This window comes from Brachybacterium sp. FME24, from assembly GCF_014897705.1.
Classification (GTDB): Bacteria; Actinomycetota; Actinomycetes; order Actinomycetales; family Dermabacteraceae; genus Brachybacterium.
On sequence record NZ_JABUXV010000002.1, the window covers coordinates 30,727 to 56,494 of the forward strand.

24 protein-coding genes are annotated in these 25,768 nt (G+C 69.4%); 9 read left to right on the forward strand and 15 right to left on the reverse strand.

The annotated features are described in order from the left end of the window. Positions 1–24 precede the first annotated feature (24 nt). Positions 25–204, forward strand: a complete 180-nt coding sequence (locus tag INT51_RS02225) for a hypothetical protein (protein ID WP_193103576.1) — start codon at positions 25–27, stop codon at positions 202–204. 132 nt (positions 205–336) lie between these two features. Here the strand turns inward: INT51_RS02225 and INT51_RS02230 are convergent, their stop codons facing one another. The 3 genes from INT51_RS02230 to INT51_RS02240 form a co-directional block, all read right to left on the reverse strand. Continuing rightward, positions 337–675, reverse strand: coding sequence for a cupin (locus tag INT51_RS02230; RefSeq protein WP_193103577.1), 339 nt, complete (start codon positions 673–675; stop codon positions 337–339). 124 nt (positions 676–799) lie between these two features. Beyond that, on the reverse strand, positions 800–2,380 hold the full coding sequence (locus INT51_RS02235; protein WP_304502053.1) for a HAMP domain-containing sensor histidine kinase: 1,581 nt from the start codon (positions 2,378–2,380) through the stop codon (positions 800–802). Beyond that, entirely contained in the window at positions 2,377–3,114 is a 738-nt protein-coding gene (locus tag INT51_RS02240) for a response regulator transcription factor (protein ID WP_304502054.1), read from the reverse strand. Before INT51_RS02240 ends, INT51_RS02235 begins: the two co-directional genes overlap by 4 nt. A 167-nt stretch (positions 3,115–3,281) precedes the next feature. Between INT51_RS02240 and INT51_RS02245 the strand changes: the two genes are divergently transcribed. Next, positions 3,282–4,364: a 3,4-dioxygenase subunit beta gene (locus tag INT51_RS02245; RefSeq protein ID WP_193103578.1), complete on the forward strand. Its 1,083-nt coding sequence runs from the start codon at positions 3,282–3,284 to the stop codon at positions 4,362–4,364. 28 nt (positions 4,365–4,392) lie between these two features. Here the strand turns inward: INT51_RS02245 and INT51_RS02250 are convergent, their stop codons facing one another. Continuing rightward, positions 4,393–5,994, reverse strand: coding sequence for a peptide chain release factor 3 (locus INT51_RS02250; RefSeq protein ID WP_193103579.1), 1,602 nt, complete (start codon positions 5,992–5,994; stop codon positions 4,393–4,395). 121 nt (positions 5,995–6,115) lie between these two features. Continuing rightward, positions 6,116–6,988 carry a phytanoyl-CoA dioxygenase family protein gene (locus tag INT51_RS02255; protein WP_193103580.1) on the reverse strand — a complete coding sequence of 291 codons (873 nt, stop codon included), beginning with the start codon at positions 6,986–6,988 and terminating at the stop codon, positions 6,116–6,118. 71 nt (positions 6,989–7,059) lie between these two features. Between INT51_RS02255 and INT51_RS02260 the strand changes: the two genes are divergently transcribed. The 4 genes from INT51_RS02260 (at position 7,060) to INT51_RS02275 (ending at position 10,521) form a co-directional block, all read left to right on the forward strand. Beyond that, positions 7,060–7,884: a helix-turn-helix domain-containing protein gene (locus tag INT51_RS02260; protein WP_193103581.1), complete on the forward strand. Its 825-nt coding sequence runs from the start codon at positions 7,060–7,062 to the stop codon at positions 7,882–7,884. 69 nt (positions 7,885–7,953) lie between these two features. Then, positions 7,954–8,103, forward strand: coding sequence for a hypothetical protein (locus INT51_RS02265; RefSeq protein ID WP_193103859.1), 150 nt, complete (start codon positions 7,954–7,956; stop codon positions 8,101–8,103). 20 nt (positions 8,104–8,123) lie between these two features. Continuing rightward, positions 8,124–8,657, forward strand: coding sequence for an AAA family ATPase (locus tag INT51_RS02270; RefSeq protein WP_193103582.1), 534 nt, complete (start codon positions 8,124–8,126; stop codon positions 8,655–8,657). A 343-nt stretch (positions 8,658–9,000) separates the two neighbouring features. Further along, positions 9,001–10,521: an HNH endonuclease signature motif containing protein gene (locus INT51_RS02275; RefSeq protein ID WP_193103583.1), complete on the forward strand. Its 1,521-nt coding sequence runs from the start codon at positions 9,001–9,003 to the stop codon at positions 10,519–10,521. 92 nt (positions 10,522–10,613) lie between these two features. Here INT51_RS02275 and INT51_RS02280 read toward each other — a convergent pair whose 3' ends face one another. The 8 genes from INT51_RS02280 to INT51_RS02315 all read right to left on the reverse strand — a co-directional run bounded on the left by INT51_RS02280 (position 10,614) and on the right by INT51_RS02315 (position 19,603). Then, positions 10,614–12,308 (reverse strand): ribonuclease J, encoded by a 1,695-nt coding sequence (locus INT51_RS02280; RefSeq protein ID WP_193103584.1) that lies wholly within the window; start codon positions 12,306–12,308, stop codon positions 10,614–10,616. Positions 12,309–12,552: 244 nt separating this feature from the next. Continuing rightward, positions 12,553–13,503, reverse strand: a complete 951-nt coding sequence (locus INT51_RS02285) for a dienelactone hydrolase family protein (protein WP_193103585.1) — start codon at positions 13,501–13,503, stop codon at positions 12,553–12,555. Between the two features lie 84 nt (positions 13,504–13,587). Beyond that, positions 13,588–14,547, reverse strand: coding sequence for a carbohydrate ABC transporter permease (locus INT51_RS02290; protein WP_193103586.1), 960 nt, complete (start codon positions 14,545–14,547; stop codon positions 13,588–13,590). Beyond that, positions 14,544–15,032, reverse strand: coding sequence for a DUF4064 domain-containing protein (locus INT51_RS02295; protein WP_193103587.1), 489 nt, complete (start codon positions 15,030–15,032; stop codon positions 14,544–14,546). Before INT51_RS02295 ends, INT51_RS02290 begins: the two co-directional genes overlap by 4 nt. Continuing rightward, the gene (locus INT51_RS02300; RefSeq protein ID WP_304502055.1) at positions 15,016–16,302 is read right to left on the reverse strand and encodes a glycoside hydrolase family 28 protein; all 1,287 of its coding nucleotides are present in this window, start codon (positions 16,300–16,302) and stop codon (positions 15,016–15,018) included. Before INT51_RS02300 ends, INT51_RS02295 begins: the two co-directional genes overlap by 17 nt. 63 nt (positions 16,303–16,365) lie before the next feature. Then, positions 16,366–17,874, reverse strand: coding sequence for an extracellular solute-binding protein (locus tag INT51_RS02305; RefSeq protein WP_193103589.1), 1,509 nt, complete (start codon positions 17,872–17,874; stop codon positions 16,366–16,368). Next, positions 17,871–18,608, reverse strand: coding sequence for a YesL family protein (locus tag INT51_RS02310; protein WP_193103590.1), 738 nt, complete (start codon positions 18,606–18,608; stop codon positions 17,871–17,873). The genes INT51_RS02305 and INT51_RS02310 overlap by 4 nt, the downstream gene beginning before the upstream one ends. After that, a complete protein-coding gene (locus tag INT51_RS02315; RefSeq protein ID WP_304502056.1) occupies positions 18,608–19,603 on the reverse strand; it encodes a sugar ABC transporter permease in 996 nt (331 codons plus the stop codon). Before INT51_RS02315 ends, INT51_RS02310 begins: the two co-directional genes overlap by 1 nt. Positions 19,604–19,983: 380 nt before the next feature. On the opposite strand from INT51_RS02315, the gene INT51_RS02320 reads away from it, so the two are divergent. Genes INT51_RS02320 through INT51_RS02330 form a run of 3 tightly spaced genes read left to right on the forward strand, consistent with a single transcriptional unit; the run spans position 19,984 to position 24,286 of the window. After that, a complete protein-coding gene (locus tag INT51_RS02320) occupies positions 19,984–21,567 on the forward strand; it encodes a glycoside hydrolase 43 family protein (protein ID WP_193103592.1) in 1,584 nt (527 codons plus the stop codon). Continuing rightward, positions 21,564–23,546, forward strand: coding sequence for a DUF6807 family protein (locus INT51_RS22490; protein WP_193103593.1), 1,983 nt, complete (start codon positions 21,564–21,566; stop codon positions 23,544–23,546). Before INT51_RS02320 ends, INT51_RS22490 begins: the two co-directional genes overlap by 4 nt. Next, positions 23,543–24,286, forward strand: coding sequence for a rhamnogalacturonan acetylesterase (locus INT51_RS02330; protein ID WP_193103594.1), 744 nt, complete (start codon positions 23,543–23,545; stop codon positions 24,284–24,286). Before INT51_RS22490 ends, INT51_RS02330 begins: the two co-directional genes overlap by 4 nt. A gap of 30 nt (positions 24,287–24,316) precedes the next feature. Here the strand turns inward: INT51_RS02330 and INT51_RS02335 are convergent, their stop codons facing one another. Both INT51_RS02335 and INT51_RS02340 read right to left on the reverse strand, forming a co-directional pair. Then, positions 24,317–25,165, reverse strand: coding sequence for a sugar phosphate isomerase/epimerase (locus INT51_RS02335; RefSeq protein ID WP_193103595.1), 849 nt, complete (start codon positions 25,163–25,165; stop codon positions 24,317–24,319). Between the two features lie 101 nt (positions 25,166–25,266). Then, a complete protein-coding gene (locus tag INT51_RS02340) occupies positions 25,267–25,734 on the reverse strand; it encodes a MarR family winged helix-turn-helix transcriptional regulator (RefSeq protein WP_193103596.1) in 468 nt (155 codons plus the stop codon). Positions 25,735–25,768: the final 34 nt, after the last annotated feature.

Genomic DNA, 25,768 nt, shown 5'->3' on the forward strand with positions numbered 1-25,768 from the left:
AGCGACATGTGGTCATATCGGCGCATGAAACTGACCCGACTCCTCTACGCCGCACAGGCCGCTCTCCGCACCGAGAAGGGCCGCCAAGTCGCCGGCCAACTCACCGATGCAGCAGCTGACACCGCGCGCCGTGCGTCCCCGCGACACCGGTCGACGATCGACAAGACACAGTTGAGCGCCCGGAAATACCTCGGCCGGCCCTGACGAGTTCTGGAGAATCGTCGCGAGATACGCCCGGGACTCACCACAGCACTGGTCGCGACGGTACTCATCGCCGTGGCGTGAGGTGGACCCTGCGCTTCGGCCACCACACCTCAGACGCCTCCCCGACCATGTTCACGCACACACGGCGATGAGATCGCAGCCGTCGGCACCTGCCCGAACGAACCGGACGCTCTCCTGGGAGACGGCGACAAAATGACCCTCCTGCAACGGAACTTCCGAGCCGTCGACGACCAGCCAGCCGCTGCCGCGGACGATCGCATAGGCATCTTCGACCCCGTCGGAGACATGGTCATGGGGCTCGGTCGCGGCGCCTGCCGGGAGTTGCACCTTGTACATCTCAAAAGCCCCCAAGCCGAGACGTTCACTGATTCGCTTATCGAACGGGCTCCCCGCGGGATGAGGACCACGCCCTGCTTCGACGTTGTCTGAGTGCACGATCCGGTAGGACATGCCTACGAGGCTAGGTCATCGCGATCGCACACCCCAGCGCAACTCAGTCATGGCTCGGAGTCCACGTCGTCTCCACGGGGTCGAGACAAATGGGGCCGCAAGAACCCCCGGTGCATCAGACCGATCAGGTCGCCGGGTGCATCGGCAGGTGGACGGTGAACTCCGTGCGTCCCGCCGCGCTGTCCACCTCGATCCAGCCACCGTGCGCGGTGACGATGGCGTGGGAGATCGCGAGGCCCAGACCGGCCCCACCACTGCTGGTCCCACCACCACTCGCCCCGCCGTCGCCCCGAGCGCGTGAGGAGTCATCGCGGGCGAAGCGATCGAACAGACGCTCCTGCAGTGAGTCGGGAATGCCCGGGCCGTCGTCGACGATGCGGAGGAGGGCGTGCCCGGCCTGCTGCCGCACCCCTGCCTCGACGGTCGTGCCCGGTGGGGTGTGCGCGGCGGCGTTGCCGAGGATGTTCGTCACCACCTGCAGTAACCGGTCCTCGTCCCCCGTGACGTCGATCGGCTCGCCGACATCGACCAGCCAGTGATGGTCCGGGGCGGCGGCGTGGGCGTCGCTCACCGCATCGATCACCAAAGGAGCGAGGTCGACGACCTCTGTCCGCAGGGGCTGTCCGGCATCGAGCCGGGCCAGCAGCAGCAGATCCTCGACCAGCGAAGACATGCGGTTCGATTCGGCCGTGATGCGCTCGAGGGACCGCTGCTGCGTGGGGGTCATCGGCGCGTTCTCGGCCCGTGAGAGTTCGGCGTAGCCGCGGATCGAGGTCAGTGGTGTGCGCAACTCGTGGCTCGCATCGGCGACGAATCGCCGCAGGCGATCCTCGCTCGCCTGGCGCTGGTTGAGGGCCGTGACGATGTTCTCGAGCAGCGAGTTCAGGGCGCTGCCCACCTGTCCCGCTTCGGTCCTGGGGTCGGTGTCGGCGGGAGCGACGCGGTCCGGCAGAACCACTTCCCCGCTCGCCAGGGGTTGCTCCGAGACGCGTCGGGCGACCCCCGCGACGCGCCGCAGCGGTCGCAGGCTGCGGGTGACGATCACGGCCAGCGCGCCGATGACGAGCAGGAAGGCACTGCCCAGGACGCCGGCGAGGATCGCCGTGAGCGCGGTGGTCGTCGAGGTCACGCCATGCATGGAGTTCCCGGAGATGACGGTGCGCGGGGAGTCATTGCTGTCGGGGCCGCCGCTGTCGCGGATGGTCTCCTCGGCGATCCGGTACGTCCCGAGCTCTCCGCCGAGGTCGACGGTCACCGGCGTGCGCGGAGGCGGGTCCGCCCCGGTGACCGCCTCGAGTTGCGCATCCGTGAGGGTGCTGCGGCTACCGTCGTCGTCGATGGCATCGGCCCGGACAGCCGTGCCATCGGAGTCGATGACCACGGTGAGCGTCCCGATCCTCGGGGCCGGCTCGGCGGAACCGTCTGCTGGAGGCGGCGTCGCCCCGCCACCGGCACCCTCGCCCGGCGTGGCGGCGAGATCCAGGCCGGTGAGCACCTCCTGGTCGAGCTGCTGGAGAACGGAGGCGCGCAGGGCGAGCACGGTGGTGGTGCCGGTGAGCACGAAGGCCGCCGCGACCAGAGCACTCACACCGAGAACCAACTGACGCCGCAGCGACATGCGACGACGTGAGGGCACGGGCGCGCCGCCCGCATCGGGTGCGTCGTACGCGTCGCCCGCACCGGGCCTCGCTGCAGCGTCGCTCACGCTGGCCGGATCGTGTAGCCGACACCGCGCACGGTGTGGATCATCGGTTCACCGATGGTGTCCACCTTCTTGCGCAGGTAGGAGATGTACAGCTCGACCACGCTGGAGCGCCCGCCGAAGTCGTAGCTCCACACCCGGTCCAGGATCTGCTCCTTGCTGAGCACGACGCGCGGGGTGCGCATGAGACAGCGCAGCAGCTCGAACTCCTTCGCGGTGAGCCGGAGCGGGGCGCCCGCGCGCTCTACCTCGTACGTCTCCTCGTCGAGCACCAGATCGCCGACGACCAGGCGGTGATCCGCCTCGGCCGCCACCGCGACGTGCCGGCGCACCATCCCCCGCAGCCGGGCGAGCACCTCCTCGAGATGGAAGGGCTTGGTCACGTAGTCGTCACCGCCGGCCGCGATGCCCGCGATCCGGTCCTCGACGGCGTCCTTCGCGGTGAGGAACAGGACCGGCGCGTCGTTCCCGGCCGCCCGCAGTCGGGTCAGGACCTCCATCCCGTCGATCCCCGGCATCATGATGTCCAGCACCAGCAGATCCGGCGCGAACTCCCGCACCACGTTCAGCGCCTCCTGACCGTTCGCAGCTGTGCGCACCTCCCACCCCTCGTTCTGCAGCGCCATGCGCAGCAGGTCGCTGAGGTATGCCTCGTCGTCGGCCACGAGGGCGCGCACGGGGGCACCGTCGGCGCGGCTCAGCGGCGCCGGGCGGGAGCCGGGTGGGGTCGGGGTCATCGCATCGGCCTCCGGATCGGGGTTCTGACCAGGACGCTACCGGCTGGGACCGGAGGCGGAGAGCACATATCCGGCCCTGAGCGGATTCATAGCGCAGTCATAGGGAACGTTCCTACCGTCTGGGCACGAGCACATCCGCTGCTCCTTCCAACCGAGAGGACGTCACCATGAACCGCTACCCTCTGACCCGTCACTCCGCCCGCCGCGCCTTCCCCGCCGCCTCGGAATCCCGCGACCCGGTCGACTCTCCCGCAGCCGAGACCCGCCCGCGGATCTGGCAGGGCCGCCGCCTCGACCGCCCCCAGGAGGACATCGAGGACCAGGGCCTCGCCTTCGATCTCGACACTCTCGTCACGCGGCGTCGCACGATCGGCGCACTGGGAGCGGGTGCGGCCGCAATGGTTCTCGCCGCCTGCGGCAGCGGGACGGGCGCCGCGACGACCGGAACGACCGCCTCCGACGGAGGTGGAGCGGCTGCCTCCGACGGTGGCTCCGACGCCACGACCACCACTACGGAGATGCCCACCGAGACGGCGGGGCCCTACCCGGGCGACGGCTCCAACGGCGCCGACGTGCTCGAGATCAGCGGTGTCGAACGCAGTGACCTGCGCTCCAGCATCGACACGGAGACCGTCGCCGAAGGGGCACTGATCACCCTCACCATGACGGTCACCGACCTCGCCGCGGACGGCGCCGCGATGACCGGGGCAGCGGTGTACGTATGGCACTGCGATGCTCAGGGCGCCTATTCGATGTACGGCGACGGGCTCACCGACGAGACCTACCTGCGCGGGGTCCAGGTGGTCGGCGACGAGGGCACCGTCGAGTTCACCTCGATCTTCCCGGGCTGCTACTCGGGCCGGTGGCCCCACATCCATTTCGAGGTGTTCCCCGACATCGACTCGATCACCGACGCCGGCAACGCCGTCCTCACCTCGCAGCTGGCCCTGCCCGAGGAGACGAGCGTCGAGGTGTACGCCTCGTCGCTGTACGACGGGTCGACGGAGAACCTGGATGACACGTCGCTCGAGAGCGACAACGTCTTCTCCGACGGCTGGGACATGCAGCTCGCGACCGTCACCGGCGATGCCGACGCCGGGTACCTGGTGCACATCGACGTCCCGATCGACACCAGCACGACGGAGGAGGCTCCCGCCTCGGCCCCCGGCGGCGCCGGTGGCCCAGGCGATGGAGGCGAGCCCCCTGCCGACGGCGGCGGCCCGATGGGAGAACCCGGCGAGGAGGAGTGAACCTCCCCGGTGGCACCTTGCGCCAGCGTCACACAGCCCGCTCCGGGAAGACCTCCGGGAACCGCTCCTGGACCCGCGAGAGCCTCCAGCGATCCGGGAAGAGGGCGACGGGCTCACCGTCGGGCCGGTAGAGCACCTCCACGCCGACGACCGAGGCGATCCGGCCCACCTCGGAGCGCGCGAACGTGCGTGAGCGGTCGTAGGGCATCGGTGCATCCAGAGCGATCTCCACCCCGAACTCACGACGCATCCGTTCGACGGCGACCTCGAACTGCAGCTCCCCCACGGCCGCGAGCACCGGCCCACCGGGGCTGCCGTTCGCATCGCGGAGGATCTGGATGGTGCCGTCGTCCTCGAGTTGGGCGAGTCCCTTGACGAAGCGCTTGTTGCGCGCGGAATCCAGGGAACGGGCGACGCGGAACCGCTCCGGGTCGAACCGCGGCATGCCGGGGAACGTGACCGGCTTGCCGCCGTGGATCGTGTCGCCAACGTGCAGACCGGTGGTGTTGACGAAGCCGACGACGTCACCGGGCCACGATTCGTCGATGGTCTCGCGGCCCCGGCCCACGAGATGATGGGCGTACTTCGAGGACACCGGGCGGCCGGTCTGCGCGTGCCGGAGCTCCATCCCCCGCTCGAACACCCCGGAGTTCACCCGCACGAACGCCACCTGGTCACGATGGGCGGGATTCATCCCGGCCTGGATCTTGAACACGTAACCGGCCAGCTCGGCCTCGATCGGTCGAGGCGTCCCCTCCTCGTCGAGCCGAGGCTGGGGAGGCGGGGCGTGATCGACGAGGAAGTCCAGCAGGACACGGACCCCGATGTTCCCGGCGGCGGCCGTGAACAGCACGGGAGTCTGCTCGCCGTCGAGGAACGGCTGCACGGCGAAGGATCCGTTCAGCTCGGCGGCGACTCCGACACCCTCGGCCGCATCGCGCCAGGTCTCCTCGTCCAGGTCGCCGTCCGTGGCGCCGTCGACGAGCCTCTCGTCGGCCAGTCGGGCACCGGAGGCGACCACCTCGTGGCGCAGGTAGCTGGACGCGCCCGGTTCCAGCAGGCCCCGGAACTTCCCGGCGTACCCGACCGGCCAGTTCACTGCGACCGGCGTTCGGGCAGTGACCTCCTGGATCTCGTCGAAGAGCTCGAGGGCCTCCAGGCCCGGGCGATCCCATTTGTTGATCACCGTCACCACGGGGAGCCCGAGTCGCCGGCAGACGTCGAAGAGCTTGCGGGTCTGCGCCTCCATGCCCTTGGCGGCGTCGATGAGCATCACGGCGAAGTCCACCGCGGTCAGCACGCGGTAGGTGTCCTCGGAGAAGTCCGAGTGCCCCGGAGTGTCCAGCAGGTTGAACACGACGTCCTGGTAGTCGAAACGCAGGGCGGACGAGGTGATCGAAATGCCGCGTTCGCGTTCCACCTCGCCCCAGTCGGAGATGCTCGCGGCGCGACGTGCCTTGCCGTGGGTCACGCCGGCCTCGTCCACGACGTGGGCGTGCAGCGCCATGGCCTCGGTGAGGGTCGACTTGCCGGCGTCCGGGTGCGAGATCACCGCGAACGTGCGGCGTCGCATCGCTTCATCGAGTACACGGAGTGGGGGCGCAGCGCTGTCCGAGTCGATATGCATCATCAGCACTGTACGGGGACTTCAGGGCTTCGCCGCAGGGACGGGTCGCGACCGAAGCGCTGATCACAGTGCGGCGCTGTGGAACCGTGCGGTCTCCCCCGCGCTCGCGAGGCCCTCGCCGCGGTCAGTGGTTGCTCGGCGCCCAGCTCTCGCCGCAGGTGCCACCGTTCTCGGAGGCATCGATGGTCACCTCATGGCCCGCCGAATCCAGCAGCGGCTGATAGTTGGCGGCGACCTCCTCGCTGCCCTCGGGGACGTAGTGGAAGATCAGCGAGCGCCGGAACCGGTCCGCGCTGGTATTGGGCTTGGAGCCGTGGACCAGGCTGCCGTGGAAGATGAGCATGTCACCGGCCTTCATCTGCGTCTGCACCACCGACAGATGCTCCGGGATGCTCACGGTGTCCGAGGTGAACGACTCGGTGGTGTCGGCTTCCTCCGTGCAGACGATCTCGTAGCGGTGCGTGCCCGGGACGACTCCCAGCGCACCGTTCTCGGCATCGCAGTCGTCGACCGCGATCCACGCCGCCACACAGGTCTCGGGGTGCGATTGCAGGAACAGGTTGTCCTGATGCATGGCCTGCCCGCGGGCCCCGGCGGGCTTGAAGTAGAACATCGACTGCGCCGCCCACACCGGGCCGACGATGTCGGCCACCCGGCCCATGACCCGCTGCTCGAGCATCCAGCGCCGCGCCAGCTGACCGGGGGTGTGGTCGCCGCGGTGGGGCTGGATCATGCGGGGGTAGGCGTGCAGGGGATCGCCCGCGGCGGTCTCGTCGAACGCTCCGCCCTCGCCGTCGGTCTCGATATGGGTCGTGAAGGCGTCGCGGAGCTCGGCGATCTCGCTCGGGCTGAGCAGGCCCCGGATCTGGACCGCACCGTTGCGGGCATAGGCGTCGGCCAGTCGCTGCGGGTCCAGGGCTCCGGACTCGACGACCTCCAACCCACTCACATCGGAGACGTCCGGGTGTCCGTCGGGGGCGATCTGTGTGTTCGTCATGTCCACCAGTGTGGTTTCCGGGACCATGGCGGGGAAGGTGACCGGTGGTCGCGGATATGGAGGATCCTGCTATGCCCAGACAGATCGCGGCCGTCGAGATGCCGCCTCCCACGACGCACCGGGTGCTGGCCGGCGAGCTCGACCAGGACGCCGGGTATCACATACGACGGTCCCGCGGGACGGATGATTGGCTGCTGATGCACACCGTCGCCGGGGCCGGACTGCTGCACGGTGCGGACGATCAGCAGCTGACCACGTCTCCGGGCGACGCCGTGCTGGTACGCCCGGGAACGCTCCACGACTACGGCACCGATCCGGCGACGGGTCGCTGGCACCTGCTGTTCAGCCACTTCCGCCCGCTGCCCACCTGGCTGGCCCTGCTGGACTGGCCGGAACCGGTGGTCGGGATCGGCCGGGTGCGGCTCGGCGCCGAGGTGGACGATCGCGTGCAGCAGCTGCTGCTCGCAGCGGCCCGCGCCTCCCGCATGGCCGTCGGCCGCCCGGAGCTCTTCGCCCTGAACGGGGTCGAGGCCGCGCTGCTCTGGTACGACACCCGGAACCCTCGACAGCAGCAGCTCGACGAGCGGGTGCTGCGGGTGATGGAGCACGTCGACGCGCACCTGGCCGAGGATCTCGACGTCCCGGCACTGGCCCGCATCGCCCATCTCTCCCCCTCTCGACTTGCCCACCTCTTCTCCGCCCAGGTGGGGACGTCGGTGATGCGCTATCTGGAGGCGCAGAGGATGGAGCTGGCGGCCCGTCTGCTGGAGATGACCGGCGAGCCGGTGGCCGAGGTCGCCCGAAGGGTGGGCTACCTCGACCCCCTGTACTTCTCCCGCCGGTTCCGGGCGCGGCACCACGTGAGCCCGACGGCGCATCGTGAGCAGCACCGCTGAGCCGGGCCTCCTCGGGACGATGCGGTGCCGGGGTGGGGCAGACTGTTGGCCCTGGTCGCGGTGATGATCATGGTCTCTGTCGCGACCCGGGATTGGCACAGCATCCGCCCCTCCACCTTGCGCATGATGCCGTGGTCCGAGACCGACGTCGACGGTGACGACGCCATCGACCTCCGCCGCTACGCCGTCACGGGGCAGCTGCGCCGGGCAGGGCGGTGAGCAGGGGCGAGAATGGAGCCATGCAGCGCTCCCGGGTCCACATCATGGGGGCCAGCGGCTCCGGCACGACGACGCTCGCCCGCGCCCTGGCCGATCACTGGTCGGTGCCCCACGCCGATGCGGACGACTACTTCTGGAAGCCCTCGACCCCGCCGTACGCCGCCCTGCGCCCCGAGGACGCACGCCTCGCACTCATGCACGAGATGTTCGTGCCGCGCGAATCCTGGGTCCTGTCCGGGTCGATGCTCGGCTGGGGGGAGAGCGTCGTCGCGCAGTGCGATGTCGTGGTGTTCCTGACACTGGATCCTTCCGAGCGCCTGCGCCGGCTCGAAGCCCGCGAGACGATCCGACGAGAGGGCCAGGAGGTCGACGAGGCAGCCTGGTCCCGGTTCCGGCAGTGGGCCCAGGGCTATGACGACCCCAGCTTCTCGGGGCGCAGCCGAGCAGGCCACGAGGCGTGGCTCGACACCCTCGCGAAGCCCGTGCTGCGCCTGGACAGCGCCCGATCCCGCGAGCAGCTCGTCGAGGCCGTGCTGGCCAGGGAACCGCACTGACCTGAGGGTCGCGCTGATCTGAGGGCCTTACTGAGCCGTGAACCCCGCTACCCCAAGGCTCTGAGTCGCTCCCTCGCTCCCCTGCGATGCTCCTGCGCTCCGGCGACGGGCGGCGCCCTGCCCCGCTTGAATCTCGTCACAAATCCCGGCACAGCGGGGATCCGCCGCCGTCCACAGAATTGCGACGACGAGACTCCCCCATCGGCTCATCTTTCCTCCACACACCATGGTTATCCACATTCTGCGGCAGGTTGACCGAAAGACTGGCGCGGGACGCATTGCAGTTCTACACTGGGAAGAGATAATTGACAGGTGCGGACTACTCGGAAAAGGAGGTGTCGGAATGTCGACGACTGCTGAATCGCGATTATCGAGTGGCGCTGACTCCGCCTTCCGTGCCGGCGCCGCCAGCGCCCGCGGAACCGAAGCTGCCCGAGGGACCGAGCCGCCTCGCACGCCGGTCCGCGCCCGCAGACCCCTGGATCCGGAGGATTTCGCCTCCCGCTCCTTGGTCGACCCCGGATGCTTCGAGGCGCACGTCGCGCGTGAACTGTTCTCCACCCACCTCGAAGAGGCCCGCGCCTACGCGGGGCGGCTGCGGAAGCTCGCGATGCTCTGGGACGAGACCAGCGACGAGGGCGACCTGTACGCGGTTCTCGTCGCCGACGCCCGCCGGATCACCCTGAACCATGCCCGCGCGCAGCTGCGCGATGCCTGCACGGCCGTGACGACTCTCCCGCGGACGCTCGCTCGCCTCGAAGCCGGCCACATGCCGGTCTCCTGGTTCGAGCAGCTGCTGCGCCGGGTACGCCGCCTCACCCCTGACCAGCGCCGTCAGCTGGACGAGCGCGTTGCCGACTGGGATCTCGCGAACGTCTCCTGTGATCGGTTCCTGCGCGAGCTGGGGAAGCTGATCGCCTGGTTCGGAGCGGCCGCCGTGCGTGCGACCCCGACGGAGCAGCGTGACGTCGCGCTCGAAGTGAATCCCGACCACGACGGCACCGCCCGCGTCGTCATCACCGGGCCGATTCACGAGATCCTCTCCTTCACGCACCGTCTCGACCTCGCCGCCCGTGCGGTCCAGAACCAGCAGCGCCGAGCGCTCGAGAAGGAGCAACCAGTCCCCTTCGACATCGACGGGGACGCCGTCCGGAACGGGCAGCACCTGACGCTCGCGGCCCTGCGGTACGCGCTCCTGTCCCGCACGATGCTCGAGACCGCGGGCATCGAGGTGCCGGAGAGCAGGTTCCGCTTGCAGGTGGTCGTCCCGGCAATGACCCTGCTGGGAGAATCCGACGCCCCGGGCACGATCGACGGGACGATCCCACTGCCCGCAGCGATGGCCCGCCACCTCGCGGCCGGCGAGCCGACCTGGTACCGGATCCTCACCGATCCCTCCGACGGCGCCTTCCTCCCATTGCCGCCCACGCGATATTCCGCGACCGCCACGATGAGAGAGCATCTGCGTCTTCTCGATCCCGTCTGCGCCGTTCCCGGATGCACCAAGAATGTGTGCACCGTCGGCGAAGCCGATCATATCGAGGAATACAATCACAAAAATCCTGAGAGTGGCGGTCAGACATCGATCGAGAATCTCCATCGATTATGTTGGAAGCACCACGACATGAAAACACGAGGCCTCCTCGACCCGGTCCGGGAACCGGATGGAACCACCACGTGGCACATCGGCGCACACCCACCCCTTACGGCGCAGCCGAATCGGGATCTGCTCACCCCGGGGTTGGCCGCTGCCCTCCAGCGTTCTTGGGACGCCTACGAGGAGATGCTCGCGTGGGACGCCGCCAGTCACCACGGACTGCTCCAGGATGCCGATCCGACGCCGTTCCCCGATCCGCCGTTCTGAACCGATCGGGATTCGGCAGGGGTGGGCAACGACGAGGGCCCCTCCTGAGCCGCCGTGAAGCGGGCAGGAAGGGCCCTCGTGGAGAACTGCGATCAGGCGTCGACGACGACCGCCATGACGGCGGGCTCGCGGCGGTGGGTCCGGCGCAGGTAGCCGCTGACGGCCTCGACGATGATCTTCTCGATCGCGCTGATGTCGTCGATGTTCTCCTGCTTCGCCCGCTTGAGCGCCTTGGAGACCTCGTTGGTGGCGCCCTCGAAGGTGCGGTCGTCGTGGACGAAGCCCTTGGTGAGGAACTCGAGCGGCTCGGTCGGCTGATTGGTCTTGGGGTCGATCAGCGCGACGACGGTGACGACGCCGCCGCCGCCGAGGAGCAGTCGATCAGCGAGAGTGTCCTCGGTGGCGGTGCCGATGGTCTGACCGTCGACGTAGACCAGCCCGGCCTTGACCTTGCCGGAGATCTTCGCCCGGCCATCGACCAGGTCGACGGTGACGCCGTCCTGGCCGACGATGATCCGGTCCTCCGGGACGCCGGTGCGGCGGGCGAGCTCGGCGTTGGCGTGCAGGTGCTTGGACTCGCCGTGCACCGGCATGACGTTGCTGGGGCGCACGATGTTGTAGCAGTAGATGAGCTCGCCGGCGCTCGCGTGGCCGGAGACGTGCACCTTGGCGTTGCCCTTGTGGACGATGTTCGCGCCGAGATCGGTCAGCTTGTTGATGATCCCGTAGATGGCGTTCTCGTTGCCGGGGATGAGCGAGCTGGCCATGAGCACGGTGTCACCCTCGCCCACCTGGATCTGGTGATCGCCGTTGGACATGCGCGCGAGCGCCGCCATCGGCTCTCCCTGCGAACCGGTGCAGATCAGCGTGATCTTGTGGTCGGGCATCGACTGGATCTTGCGGAAGTCGACCACGAGCCCCTTGGGGATGTTCAAGTAGCCGAGGTCGCGGGCGATGCCCATGTTGCGCACCATCGAGCGGCCCACGAAGGCGACCTTGCGGCCGTTGGCGTGGGCGGCGTCCAGCACCTGCTGGATGCGGTGCACGTGACTGGCGAAGCTCGAGACGATGACGCGGCGCGGCGAGGTGGTGAACACCTGGTCGATCGCGGGGTTGAGGTCGCGCTCCGACATGGTGAAGCCGGGGACCTCGGCGTTCGTCGAGTCGGTGAGGAAGAGGTCCACACCCTCCTCGCCGAGGCGCGCGAAGGCGCGGAGATCGGTGATCCGATCGTCCAGCGGGAACTGGTCCATCTTGAAGTCGCCGGTGTGCAGCACCATTCCCGCCTTGGTGCGGATCGCGACCGCGAGGGCGTCGGGGATGGAGTGGTTGACCGCGACGAACTCGAGATCGAACGCGCCCATCTTGCGGTGCTCCCCCGCCTCGACCTGGATGGTCTTGGGGGTGATGCGGTGCTCCTTGAGCTTGGCCGTGATGAAGGCCAGGGTGAGCTCGGAACCGATCAGGGGGATGTCGGCCCGCTCCTTGAGCAGGTACGGCACGCCGCCGATGTGGTCCTCGTGCCCGTGGGTGAGCACGATGCACTCGATGTCGTCGAGGCGATCGCGGATGGACGTGAAGTCCGGCAGGATCACGTCGATGCCGGGCTGGTGCTCCTCGGGGAAGAGCACGCCGCAGTCGACGATCATCAGCTTGCCGCCGAACTCGAAGACCGTCATGTTGCGGCCGACCTCGCCGAGGCCGCCCAGCGGCGTGATGCGCAGGCCGTTCTTGGGAAGGCGCGGGGGCGCGGTGAGCTTGCGGTGGGTGGCTACGGAGGAGGGCATAGAGGCATCTCAATCGTTGAAGGGTCAGGGTCTCAAGAGCTGGGTGTCGCGCGCGTCGCAGGGCTTCGCAGCAGCGTTCACAGCATCAACCGTACGGCAGTATCGGTCTCCGGGCCGACGACATCCCGCAAGGGGAGACAATCGCCATGGCGGCACTCGCCCCTGCGCACGGCCCTGGAACGCCCCGACGGGAAGGGTTCAGGCGGCCCGCAGGGGCGCGAGCGAGAACCGCCGGAGCCTCTGGTCAGGCCATCCGCTGTGTCAGCACGTCGAGCGAGCGCTCAGCGCGGAACGCGTGCCCGGCGTCGGTGACCACGAGTTCCGGCGGGGTCGCCCCGAGGGCCTCCCATACCGGCGGCAGCATCGCAAAGGACGCCCGGGTCGCCTCGATCGGGAAGATGTGGTCCTGTTCCCCTGCCTCGAGGATCAGGGGGTGCGGGGCGATCAGTGCGGCGATGTCCGCCATCTCCAGGTCCGGCAGCAGGCCCGGGATGATGTTGCAGGGGCAGTGGCGGATCGAGCACAGGCTCGCCTCGAAGCTGCAGAAGTAGCTCGCGACCAGGGCGCCGGCGATAGATGTGTCCACTGCCGCCAGGAGCAAGGAGACAGCCCCTCCCCCGGAGCCGCCCGCTACCGCGACCCGCTGCGGGTCCACGCCCGCCACCCCGCGCAGGGCCTGTACGGCGGCGCGGGCATCGGCAACCCGTCGGCCCATCACGGGCTGTCCGTGCAGCAGGTGCCGGGCCGCATCGATGCCGCAGGAGTTCTCGGTCTCCTCGTACGGCTCCTCTTCTGCGGCTCGTGGGACGCGGCGCCTGCCGAAGCTGATCATCTCCGGGCAGAGCACCGTGAACCCGGCCCGGGCCAGCTTGTGGGCGAGGGCGTCGTGGTAGTCGTCGACCGGATCCGTGGCCACCAGATCATCGATGCCGCGGCCGTGCCCGGCGACCAGCACCACCCCGGCCCCGGTGGCGACCTCGGGTGCGGGGCGCAGCAGGAAGGCGGGGATATCGTCGCCGTCGGCGGTGAGGACCTGCACGAGGGAGGGCCCGGGGGCCGCGGAGGCGCCCGTCGGCCCGACGATGATCGCGCCACCGGGTCCCCCGCTGGGCTGGTCATGGAACTCGTCAGCCAGACCGAGGAAGGAGCGAAGGCGTCTGCGGAGCGGCTCTGGGCTCGTGGACAGGGCGGGCATGCGTTCTCCTCGTCATCGGGGATGCGGGCAGCGCTTCTCGAACGACCCGTCCTCTGGTCCTCACGGTACGGCGCGGAGCGCGCCTCAGCCCTTGACCGAGCCGATCAGCGCGCCCTTGACGAAGAAGCGCTGGATGAAGGGGTAGACCATCAGCATCGGCAGGGTTGCCACGGTGATCACGGCCATCTTCACGGACTGCGCCGGCGGCACCACGTCCACCGAGGAGGCGTCGGCGTTGACACCGCTGGCGACGATGACGATCTGGCGCAGCAGCACCTGGATCGGCCACTTCGAGGAGTCGTTGATGTAGAGCACCGCGTGCATGTAGGTGTTCCAGTAGGTCACGGCGTAGAACAGGCCGATGGTGGCGATCGAGGCGATAGACAGGGGCAGCACGATCCGCGCGAACACGCCCAGTTCGGAACAGCCGTCGATCCGGGCGGATTCCTCGAGGCTGTCCGGGATGCCCTGGAAGAAGTTCCGCATGATCACGAAGTTGAAGGCGTTCACGGTGACCGGGAGGACCAGCGCCCACAGGGAGTCCAGCAGCCCCAGCTTGGAGACCACGATGAAGGTAGGGATCATGCCGCCGCTGAACAGCATCGTGAACACGACCATGAAGTTGATGGCGCGGCGCCCCACCAGGTACGGCTTCGCCAGCGCGTACGCCATGAGCGCGGTGACCAGGAGGCTGAGGAAGGTGCCGCCGACGGTCACGACCGTCGAGACCCCCATCGCCCGGAAGATCGTCGGGGTGGACAGGATGTACCGGTACGCATCCAGGGTGGCCTCGCGCGGGACCAGCAGGAAGTTGGTGGTCGCGAGCTCCCCAGGGGTGGCGAAGGAGCTGCCGATGACGTGGACGAACGGGATCACGCAGATCAGCGAGAAGCCGCCCAGGATGATCACGTTGACCACCCGGAAGATCTGCTCGCCCGGGCCGAGTCGTCGCGCCGTGGGTTTCTTCGGGCGCACCGGCGGTCGGGTGGCGAGCACAGCCGTGGCCGCCACGTCGGTGGCGGGCGCAGGAGAGGACGTGGTCATGAAGGGCTCCCATCCGTGACCGGACGCAGGGCGAACAGTCCGGCACTGACGAAGAAGAGGAAGGCGATCGGATAGAGGATCAGCTGGCTGCCCAGCAGGCAGGCGAGACCAGCGGCGAGGAACCACCAGCCGGTGGATCGGCGCGAGGGCCGCCGACGGGCGAAGAAGATCCCGACGCTCACGAGCGCCAGCACGAGGAGGAGGGTCGCGCCGAACCAGGCACCGAGGGTGCGGCCCACCTCGAACGCCTCCTGGCGGCTCATACCCGCCTCGGGACCGATCAGCGCCGGCATGACGACCCGCTCGAAAGCCGCGGGGTCGATCTTGGTCATCACCAGGGAGAAGCCCCCGAGGGCCACGAAGGACAGGACACTGCCGATCGAGGCGATCCACAGCTCTGGGGTGCGGCGGACCCGCCGGGCTGTGCTCTGCTCTCGGTGCGCGCTCCCGGCGGGACGCCGCCGGGTCTCAGACGTGACGGTCATCGCTGCCCCTCACGTCGAGGTCGACGCCCTCGCAGGCGTGGGTGGTCACGACGTCCCCGTCGGCCCCGGAGACCCGTACCCGGCGCAGCGCGCCGCCGGAGAGGAACCCGAGCTCGATCCCGGAGCGCGTCCGGGGCTCGACGCCCGCGGCCATCTCCGGAGAGCTCGGGCGCGGGTCGGCCGCGAAGGAGACCAGGAAGTCATCGATCGTGAGATCGACCAGCGGCGCCTCGGGCAGTCCGAAGAGGTGTCCGGCCGAGGCGTGCACGTTCTTCGCGGTGACGTGGGCCAGGTGCAGTCCGCGGATCTGCGGGGTGCCGCCGTCGACCTCCCGGGCGCTGCGGTCACCCACGTGGGGATCCTTGCCGTCGGGCCCGCAGAAGTAGAAGGGATTCACGGTGATCGGGCAGAGCACGTCGTCCATGACGACGCCCGTGACGCGCACATCCTCGACCGCTCCACCGCGACCGCGCCGAGTCTTCACCCGGATGCCGCGGTCGGTGCCCTGGAAGACGCAGTTGCTGATGACGACATTGCGCACGCTGCCGCTCATCTCACTGCCGATCACCACCCCGCCGTGCCCATGGACCATGGTGCAGTTGGTGATCACGATGTTCTCGCTGGCCACGCGCTCCGGGGTGTGTTCGGTGCCGGACTTGATCGCGATGCAGTCGTCCCCGACATCGATATGGCAGTCGCTGATGCGCACATTGCGACAGGACTCGGGGTCGATGCCGTCGGTGTTCGGGGAATCGGCCGGGTTGCTGATGCGGATGCTGCTGATCGTGACGTCGTCGCACAGGGCGGGGTGGACGGTCCAGGCCGGGGAGTTGCGCAGCGCCACGTCGCGGATCGTGACCCGCGTGCACCCGTGCAGCCCGATCAGGGTGGGCCGGGGATGAGCGAGCTCTGCCCGGCGATGACGGAAGGTGTCCCACCAGGCCTGGCCGCCACCATCGATCGTGCCCAGACCGGTGATCGACACATCCTTCTCCCCCTGGGCGTACAGGCACGGGGAATGCACGAGGCCGACGGCTCCCTCCCACCGCGCCTGGACCGCCGGGTACAGCTCCGGCTCCGGGACGAACTGCAGCAGGGCGCCGGCCTCGAGGTGCAGGTCGATGCCGGTCCGCAATCGCAGCGCCCCGGTGCGGTGCACGCCCGCGGGAACGACGACCCGCCCGCCACCGCGAGTGGCGGCCTCGTCGATGGCGCGCTGGAGCCGGGCGGTCGCCAGGTCGGCGGCGGCGGGTGGTTCGGTGATCTCCACGAGGGACACGGGAACGGCCTTTCGAAGGACGGGAGGGAGACGGGGGTGCGGACCGACGGCGGGTCAGCCGCCGAGGGCGTCGTAGGCCTCGGTGTACTCGCTGATGATGTCGTCCAGCCCCTGCGAGCGGAGCGACTCGATGGTCGCCTCGTAGTCGCTCAGCGTCGACTGCCCCACCATGAAGGTGTTGTAGGAGTCGTTGAGCGCCTTCTCGAGGGTCGCCCACTGCGTGTCGTAGGTCTGCGAGGTCAGCTGCTGGGCCGGGTTGGTGATCGCGAACTCGGCGTTCTCGGTCATCATCTCGTTGGCCTGGTTCACATACGGGTCGGTGGACTTGTAGGTCTCCACCTGGTCCGAGGGGCGGGAGCTGGAGTACGGCTGGACCTCCTGCTCCCACAGCGGCTGATCGATGATGGTCACCGCGCCGTCGGCATCGAGCTCGAAATGCGTGCCCTCGACACCGTTGGTCATGAGCTGGAAGGCGGGCTCGTCCAGCAGCTTGTCGATGAGGGTCAGCGCGCGGCCGAGATCCGCTTCGGACGTCAGGGTCTGCGAGTTGAAGGCCATCAGTCCGCCCATGCCGCCGCCGGTGTCCGAGACGATGCGGCGGGGGACGTCCGCATAGGTGATGTCGTTGATGAGCGTCCACTTCACCTCGGTGTCGGGGTTGATGGACTCGGCGAGCGCCACGTAGTTCTTCGCCTCGAACAGGCCGGTGACCACGATCCCGCCCTTGTCCTGGGCGATCGCCTGCTGCTGGTTCTGCTTCTGGACGGTGACGAACTCCTGGTTGACGCCGCCGGCCTCGAAGACCCCGCGGTACCACTGCATGGCCTCCTTCCAGGCCTCGGTGGTGCAGGCGGGAACGATCTTCCCGGCGTCGTCGAGCTGGAACTTGTCGCCGGCGCCGAAGTATCCGGCCAGCGAGCGGAAGCCCACCAGGAAGCTCTCCTGGCGGTCGATGAACCCGGTGGTCCCGGCACCAGTGCCGGTGGGGTCCCCTTCGGCGAAGGCCTTCGCGACCTCACCGAGGTCCTCGATCGTGTGCGGGACCTCGAGCCCGAGGCGGTCCAGCCAGTCCTGGCGGATCAGCACGCCGTAGCGGGCCATCGGCTTCTGGAAGGGCACGCCGTAGAGGGTGCCGTCCAAGCGGGCGCCGTCCAGGGTGTCGGGGTTGATCGCGGCGAGGTTCGGGTAGTCGGCGAGATGGTCATCGACCTCCCAGAACATCCCGGAGGTGAGAGCGTCGCGGGTAGAAGGCATGCCCAGCTGGTTGAGGGTGGAGATGTCGGCGACCGAGCCCGAGGCGAGGGCCGCGTTGATCTTCTCCTCCTTGGAGGCGTCGGGGACCCACTGGAACTCGAACTCGGTGCCGGTGTACTCCGCCAGTGCCGCCATGATCGAACCATCGGGGTCCGGGGTGGTGGGCGTATGAAGCATGGACATCCAGGTCAGCGGAGCATTCGAGCCGCCTGATCCGCCGGAGTCGCCGCTGCTTCCACAGGCGGAGACTGCGAGGGCGCCGGCTGCGGCGACGGGGACGGACTGGAGGAGGTTCCTGCGAGAGATCATGCCGGGGTTCCTTTCCTGAGGGTGGTCGCTCGGTCGGAGGCCGACGGCGAGCGGCGCGAGAGCGCATCGGTGCGCCCTGCGGGATGCGCATCGATGCGCGGGAGATCAGGGGCTGACGACGGCGTCGTCGCGGGGTGGAGGTCGAGGTCACGCACGGTGCGCCGGCAGATCGCGGCGAAGACCACGGCGGGCAGGGCCACGCCGAACAGGGCCAGCAGCGGCAGCGCGAAGCGGATCATCAGCGCGTAGCCGGCCAGCACCACGGCGGTGCCGATGATCGTCCAATGCAGGGAGCCCAGCCCCAGCAGCAGCGCACTGGACAGTTGAGCGCGCAGGCCCTGCACGTCCAGGGCAGCCATCACGAAGAACACGTGCGCGGTGATGATCCACAGCACGGCGAGCGCGAGGAGGTTCGCGACCCGCAGGTACCAGTCCGGCAGGCTCATGAGGTTCACCAGGATCACGGCGCCGGCCGCCAGGAGGACCCCTCCGACCAGCACGGGATGCCAGCGCAGCTCCCGGGCGTAGCGGAAGAAGGTCGGGGCGGCCGGTGGGGTCTCGCCGTGGCGGAACCACCGATCGAGGTACTTCGCCATCGCGTAGCTCGCCGGCCCTGCGCCGAGCACGCCGAGCCCGAGCACGGTGACCACGATCCACAGGATGTTCAGCCACGCGAAGCGCCAGAACCCGGTGAGCCCCCGGTTCAGCGTCACGAACTGCTCGAAGCCGAACATCAGTACACGCCCTCCTCGCCGAGCCGCTTGGCCAGGGAGTTCATCCCGATCACGAGGATCAGGCCCACGAGGCCCTTGAACAGGCCCACCGCGGTCGCGAAGCCGAACTGGCCGTTCTGGATCCCGGCGGTGTAGACGAAGGTGTCGAAGATTTCGCCGACGTCGCGGTTCATCGAGTTCAGCAGCAGGAACATGTGCTCGAAGCCGAGCTCGAGGAAGTCCCCGATGGAGAGGATGAACAGCACGATGATCGTGGCGCGGATGGCCGGCAGGGTGATGTGCCAGGTCTGCTTCCACCGGTTGGCGCCGTCGATCTCGGCCGCTTCGTACAGGCTCATGTCCACCGCGGTCAGAGCTGCCAGATAGACGATCGTTCCCCACCCCGCGGTGCGCCAGACGTGCTGGAAGATGTACATCGGTCGCAGCCAGTCCGGATCGGTGAGGAAGCCGACGGGCTCCCCGCCGAGCGAGACGATGAGGTTGTTCAGCGCCCCACCGTCGGTCGTGAGCATCACGTAGAACAGCGACACCACGATCACCCAGGACATGAAGTGGGGGAGGTAGATGATCGTCTGCACGCTGCGCTTGAAGAACTTCCCGCGCAGTTCGTTCAGCAGCAGCGCCAGGATGATCGGCACCGGGAACGAGATCGCCATCAGCAGCAGGGAGAGCACCAGCGTGTTCCGCAGCAGCATGAAGAACGTGTCCTGCGTGAACAGCCGCACGAAGTGCTCGAAGCCCACCCACGGGCTGTCCATGATCCCCAGGAACGGCTTGTAGTCCTGGAAGGCGATGATCAGCCCGCCCATGGGCAGGTACTTGAACACCAGGAAGTACACGATGCCGGGCAGTGCCATCAGATAGAGCGCCCGGTAGCGCCACAGGATCGTGCCCAGGGGCTTCTTGCGCGGCGCGAGCGGCGTGGCGCCCGCTGCCGGGATGCTCGCCGCGAGCACGGGAGCATCCGTCCTGGCGTCGCTTACGGAGTCAGCCACCATTGGCCATCCTTGCTCGTCGTAGGGATCGGCGGGGCACCGTGCAGAGCGGCGGGAAACCGCTCTATGGGAAACCGGTTCCCCGCAGTCGCCCCAGTGTGCAGTCGGGCCGCGAGGCTGTCAACGACGTCCCCGCCGGAAGCGAGGCGCGGACCGTCGCCGGATGCGCCATAGGGCACTCTTTTCCCAGGTCAGCGCTTGATCACGTTTTGGTGTCGACAGTGGGGGCCGGGATCGGGCCGTCGAGCTGCCCTCTCGCACGCCCTCTGGGCCGCCCTGATAGCGTGTGCGATCGCGGGGGCTGAAACCGATTACTCGCGCCCATCCCGCTCGGCGCACTACGGCTCTTCGCGGCCGCCCACTCCTGAGGAGGAACCCCGTTGGAGCACCGTTCGAATCCCGTTCTCGATGCGGACTGGCCCGATCCTGACGTCATCCGCTGCGGCGACGACTTCTGGATGATCGCCTCGAGCTTCAACCGCGCCCCGGGCCTGCCGGTGCTGCGCTCTCGCAACCTGGTGGACTGGGAGCACGTCACCAACGCCCTGCCCTCGCTGGTCCCCGCCGAGCACTACGCGCTCCCCCGCCGGGGCAGCGGGGTGTGGGCGCCGGCGATCCGCGAGCACGACGGCACCTTCTTCATCGTCTACCCGGATCCGGACCACGGGATCTTCGTGCTCGAGGCCCCGGACCCCGCTGGGCCCTGGAGCGCTCCGCGCCTGCTGCTGCCCGGTCGCGGGCTCATCGATCCCTGCCCCCTGTGGGACACCGATGGCCGCGCCTACCTCGTGCACGGCTGGGCGCGCTCCCGCGCCGGCATCAAGAACCGCCTCACCCTGCTGGAGGTCACCCCCGAGCTGACCGCGCCGCTATCGACCTCGCAGGTCATCATCGATGGCGCGACCATTCCGGACATGCTCACACTCGAGGGCCCCAAGGCGTACGTGCACGACGGCTGGTACTGGATCTACGCCCCGGCCGGCGGGGTCGCCGACGGCTACCAGGTGGTCTTCCGCTCGCGCGACCTGCGCGGCCCCTACGAGCACCGGATCGTGCTCGAGCAGGACTCCACCGCCGTGAACGGCCCCCACCAGGGCGCGCTGGTGGACGATGTCCACGGCCACTGGTGGTTCGTCCATTTCCAGGACCGCGACGTGTTCGGGCGGGTCACCCACGTCCAGCCGGTCCGGTTCGACGACGAGGGGTGGCCGCACCTGGGCGATCCGATCGACGAGGTGCGCGGGCGGCCGGTCCCGGTGATCCCCCAGCGCGGCGCCGCCGCTGCGTACTCCGAGCCGCAGCGCTCCGACGACTTCACCACCGCGCACCTCCACCCGCGCTGGCACTGGCAGGCCAATCCGCAGCCGCACTGGTCCCGCACCGGGAACGGCCGCCTGGATCTGGCTTTCGCGCCGAGCCCCCGGGGCGACCTGCGGGAGCTGGGGCAGATCCTCGGTCAGCAGATGCCGGGCCGGCCCTCGCAGTGGTCCGCCCGCCTGCACCTGCCCGGCGCCGAGTCACCGGTGTCGCTCGGCATCGAGCGCGCCGGGCTGGTGGTGCTGGGGCTGAGCTACGCCTGGGCCGGACTGCGCCGCGACGCCGACGGGATCGCACTGGTGCACGCCACCATGGCGCAGGACGAGGTCGACGAGTCCGAGCACCGGGCTCGCCTGCTGACGGCAGACCCCGCCGCCGAGGTATCCGTGCACCTGCAGGCGGATATCGACGCTGACGGGCGCGTCAGCTTCGCCGCGTCCGACGTCCGCCTCGGTGAGCTCGACGAACCGCTGGGTCGCGTCGCCGTCGAACCGCTGCTGTCACAATGGCCGAGCACGAAGGGGCACTGGATCGGCGCCGAGATCGGTCTGTTCGCGACCGTCGGCAGCATGGCCCACCGCGTGCTCGAGGACCGCCGGGCGAGCTTCGGACCGGTGACCGTACGACGAGAAGGGCGTGACGCGTGACGTCTCGAGGCAGCGGAGGACCGACCATCACCCAGGTCGCGGAGGCGGCCGGGGTCTCTCGGGCCACGGTCTCCCGCGTGCTCAACGGTCGCACCAGCGTCGACCCGCAGATCGGCGCCCGGGTCAAGGACGCCGCTGACAGGCTGCAGTATCGCCCCAACCTCACCGCACGGAACCTCTCCACCGGCCGCACCCTGACGATCGCCCTGGTCATCCCCGACCTGGGCAATCCGATGTTCCAGGCGATCCTGCGGGGCCTGTCCCGCGCAGCGGAGACCGACGGATACAGCGTGCTGGTGGCCGAGGCCGCGTCCCCGGAGCGGGAGGCGGCGATCGCGAAGGACGCCCGCCGCCAATGCGACGCCGTGGTGCTGGTCTCGCCCCGGATGGACGATCTGGCGCTGGACGAGCTCGTCGAGCAGATCTCCCCGGTGGTGCTCGTGAACCGTCGGGCGAAGGATCCCCGCTTGGCGTCCGTCGGCATCGATTACGCGGCCGGCCTCACCCAGCTGGTCCGCCACCTCGAGGGCCTGGGCCACCGCGACCTGCTGTACGTGGCCGGCCCGCCGCGCAGCGCCGCCAACCGCGAGCGCCTCACCACCCTGAACGCACTGACCGACGCGAACCCGGCGATGGCGCTGCGCTCGATCCTCGGCGGTTCCGCGATGTCGGACGGGTACCGGGTGGCCGAGGAGGTGCTCGAGTCCGGAGCCACCGCGGTCCTCGCCTTCAACGACCTGGTGGCCTTCGGCATCCTGGCCCGGCTGAACGAGTTCGGGGTCGATGTTCCCGGCGACCTCTCGGTGACCGGGTTCGACGGGATCGAACTGTCCCGCTTCGCGGTGCCGCGGCTGACCACCGTGGGCCTGGAGCAGCTGGATGCCGGCGCGATCGCCTGGACCCTGCTGCGCGGGCGCCTCCAGCGCTCCGGCGGCACCGAGGCGGCCGACGACGTCCTGCTCGAGCCGCAGCTCCTGGTCGGCGACAGCACCGGGAGGGTGCCGCCCTCGCGGGTGCCGGTCACCGAGAAGACCAGCGGTCCGGCCGAGCCGACGGAGCTCGAGCTCGAGAAGAAGCCTCTGGGGTGGGTGCGGGAGGGGCGGGACTGGACCCTGCTGCACGGCGGGACGCTGCTGAGCGCCGCCGTGACCGGCGCCTCCATGGCACCCGTGCACAGTCCCCGGCCGCATCTGCATCCGGTGCGCTCGCTGAGCGGCCGGGCGATGACCGCGACCAACCCGGTCGACCACCGGCACCACTTCGGCGTCTCCCTCACCCTGCCGGACGTCAACGGCACCACCTATTGGGGAGGGCGCACCTTCGTCGAAGGGCGCGGATCGACGCTGCTGGCGAACCACGGCCGGCAGGAGTCGCGGGGGGAGGTGACGGCGCAGAACGGTCGCGACCTGCAGTCGCAGGTGCGGTGGCTCGCCCATGACGGCAGCGACCTGCTGCTGGAGCACCGGCGACTCGGCGCCTTCCTGCTGCCCGAGCAGCGCGGCTGGGGCCTGGCCTGGCGCAGTCGTCTGGAGGCCGACTCCGGGGATCTTCACATGACCAGCCCCGCCGTGCGCGGCCGCCTGGGCGCCGGCTACGGCGGCCTGTTCTGGCGCCTGCCGAGCACCGACGAGACCCGCATCCTCGTCGAGGGCGGGCAGGGCGAATCCGTCGCCCACGGCTCCTCCAGCCCGTTCCTGGTGGTCCAGCGCCGTCACGGGAACGACTGGACGAGCCTGCTGCTGGTCCAGGACGAACAGGCCCAGGGGCGGATCGATCCCTGGTTCGTGCGGGCCTCGGACTACGTGGGGATCGGCACCAGCTTCGCCTGGTCGCAGTCCCGGCTCCTCCCCGCCGGGGGCATGCTGGACGTGCGGGTGCGCGCGGCGGTGTTCGACCATCCGGTGATCACCGACGAGGTTCCCGACATCATCACGGCGATGCCGGTCATGGAGGACGACTTCCCCGGGCCGGGCGCATGAGCGTCGGGGCTCGTCGGGCCGAGACCGGGCGGGGCCTGCGCGTGGTGCTGGCCGGCGACTCGACGATGGCTCCCTATGTCGCGACCGCGTATCCGATGAGCGGATGGGGCGCCCACCTCGGTGCCGCCCTCACGGCGCGGTGCGCCACGGCCGCGGAGCAGCCGGCGGCGCCGATCCATGTCGTCGACCTCGCGAAGAACGGTGCCTCCACGCAGAGTCATCGCGAGGAGGGCCTCTGGGCCGGCGTGCTCGAGGAGACCCGCGCCGGTGACCTGGTGGTGATCCAGTTCGGGCACAACGACCAGAAGCGTGAGTACCTTGACCCCTGGGGCGGGTACACGGCGGCGCTGACCCGCATGGTCGAGGAGGTCCGTGAGCTCGGCGCGCACCCGGTGCTGTGCACGCCGGTGGCGCGTCGGCATTTCGCGAAGGGGCTGCTGCTGCACACCCATGCGGAGTATCCCGCGGCGGTCATCGCCCTGGCTGAGCGTCTCGGGGTGCCGCTGCTGGACCTCAACGCCCGGACCCGGGAGCTCATCGAGTCCCTCGGCGAGGAGGCCTCGCGCCGGCTGTTCACCCAGCTGCCCGCCGGGGCCAGCGCGCTCTACCCCGAGGGGGTCGAGGACAACACGCACTTCTGCGTCGACGGGGCGATCACCGTCGCCGAGATCGTGGCGGAGCTGCTTGCGCCCGTGGTGGTCGCTGCGCTGCGCCGCGAACGCACCGCGCTCCCTCGCTGACTCAGCGACGGAGCGCGGTGCGAAGCGGGGTCACTGCCCGGCGACGGCGCGATCCAGGCGGCTGGAGATGTCGGCGAGGACCTCGTCGACCGGCTGCTCGGCGAGGGACTTCATGAAGGGCTCGACCTTCACCGGGCCGGTGTAGCCCGCGGCGTGGACGGCGCCCATGAACCCGGCCAGGTCGATGACCCCGGTGTCGTAGGGCAGGCGACGGTCGAGGTCCTGCTGCTGGTCGCGCTCGCGGTCCTCGCGGGCGTCGTTGATGTCGACCGAGACGATGTCGGCGTCGGTGAGGCCGACCAGGTCCGCGGCGCTCTCGCCGGCGGTGTACCAGTGGTAGCTGTCCAGGATGAGGCCGACGTTGGTGGCCCCGGAATCGGCGATCAGCTCGCGCGCCTCGCGCAGACTGTGGATGAACGGGTACCGCTCGGTGGACCAGAAGGTCTTCGGGCCGATGTACTCCAGGCCGATGCGCAGCCCGGCGTCGGCCAGCAGCTCGCCGACCAGGGCCAGGCGGCCCACGTGCAGGCGCCAGTTGCGCAAGTAGTCCAGATCGTCGTGCATCGGGCGCATCCAGGTGCCCACGCGCTCGACACCGGCGGCGGTCAGCAGCTCGAGGGCTTCGGGGAGGTCCACGAGGGCCTGGCGGAACTCCGCGGCGGAGCCGTCGAGCGGGACGGGAAGGCCGGTCATGCCCCACTGCAGGCCGCGCTCGCGCACGGCGGCGGCGTGCTCGGCGACCGCGGCAGTGCTGCCGAGGGAGCGGAAGTAGCCGAGGTCGGGGTCGACGCCGCCGAAGCCGTGCTTCGCGGCGAGTTCGATCGAGGTGGAGTGGTCCAGGGGGAGGCCGAGTGCACCGGCCGACAGGTTCGAGAACATCCGGAAAGCCTAGGCGCGTTTGCTTCCCACGTGGTGATATGGGGCACCCTGTCCACCACGTGGGATCCGGAGAGCAGAACGCGGAGTCGTGACCGCGCCGTTCAGCGGGAGCCGGCGCGCGGTACGGCGGCTCCATAGGCGCCCAGGTAGCGGTCCAGCAGCTGCAGGAACGTCGCCGCGTCGTCCGCGCCCATCGATTCCAGTGCGGCTTCGTAGCCGCCCAGGGAGATCGCGAGGTCCGCCTCGAAGGCGTCGCGCCCGGCGGCGGTGCGCGCGAAGCGGTACGCGGTCTCGCCCGCCTCCCGGTTCCGCTCCAGCAGCCCGTCGGAGACCGCGGCGTTCACCTGGCGGTTGACGGTGGACTGCTCGAGACCGAGCTCATGGGCGACCTCCTTGAGGGTGCGCGGCGTGTTGTCGGAGAACAGCCAGAGGATGCGCAGATCCGCGGTCCCCAGCGATAGCGCCTGCTCGTGGTCGCGGCGGTGCCGGTCGAGCATCCAGAACATCCCGGCCAAGTGCCTGCCCCGCTCGTGCGACGCCAGGGCGTCGCCGGTGGTGTGTTCGTCCATCTCGTTCCCTCCGTCTCACCGGGTTGTGGGCCCG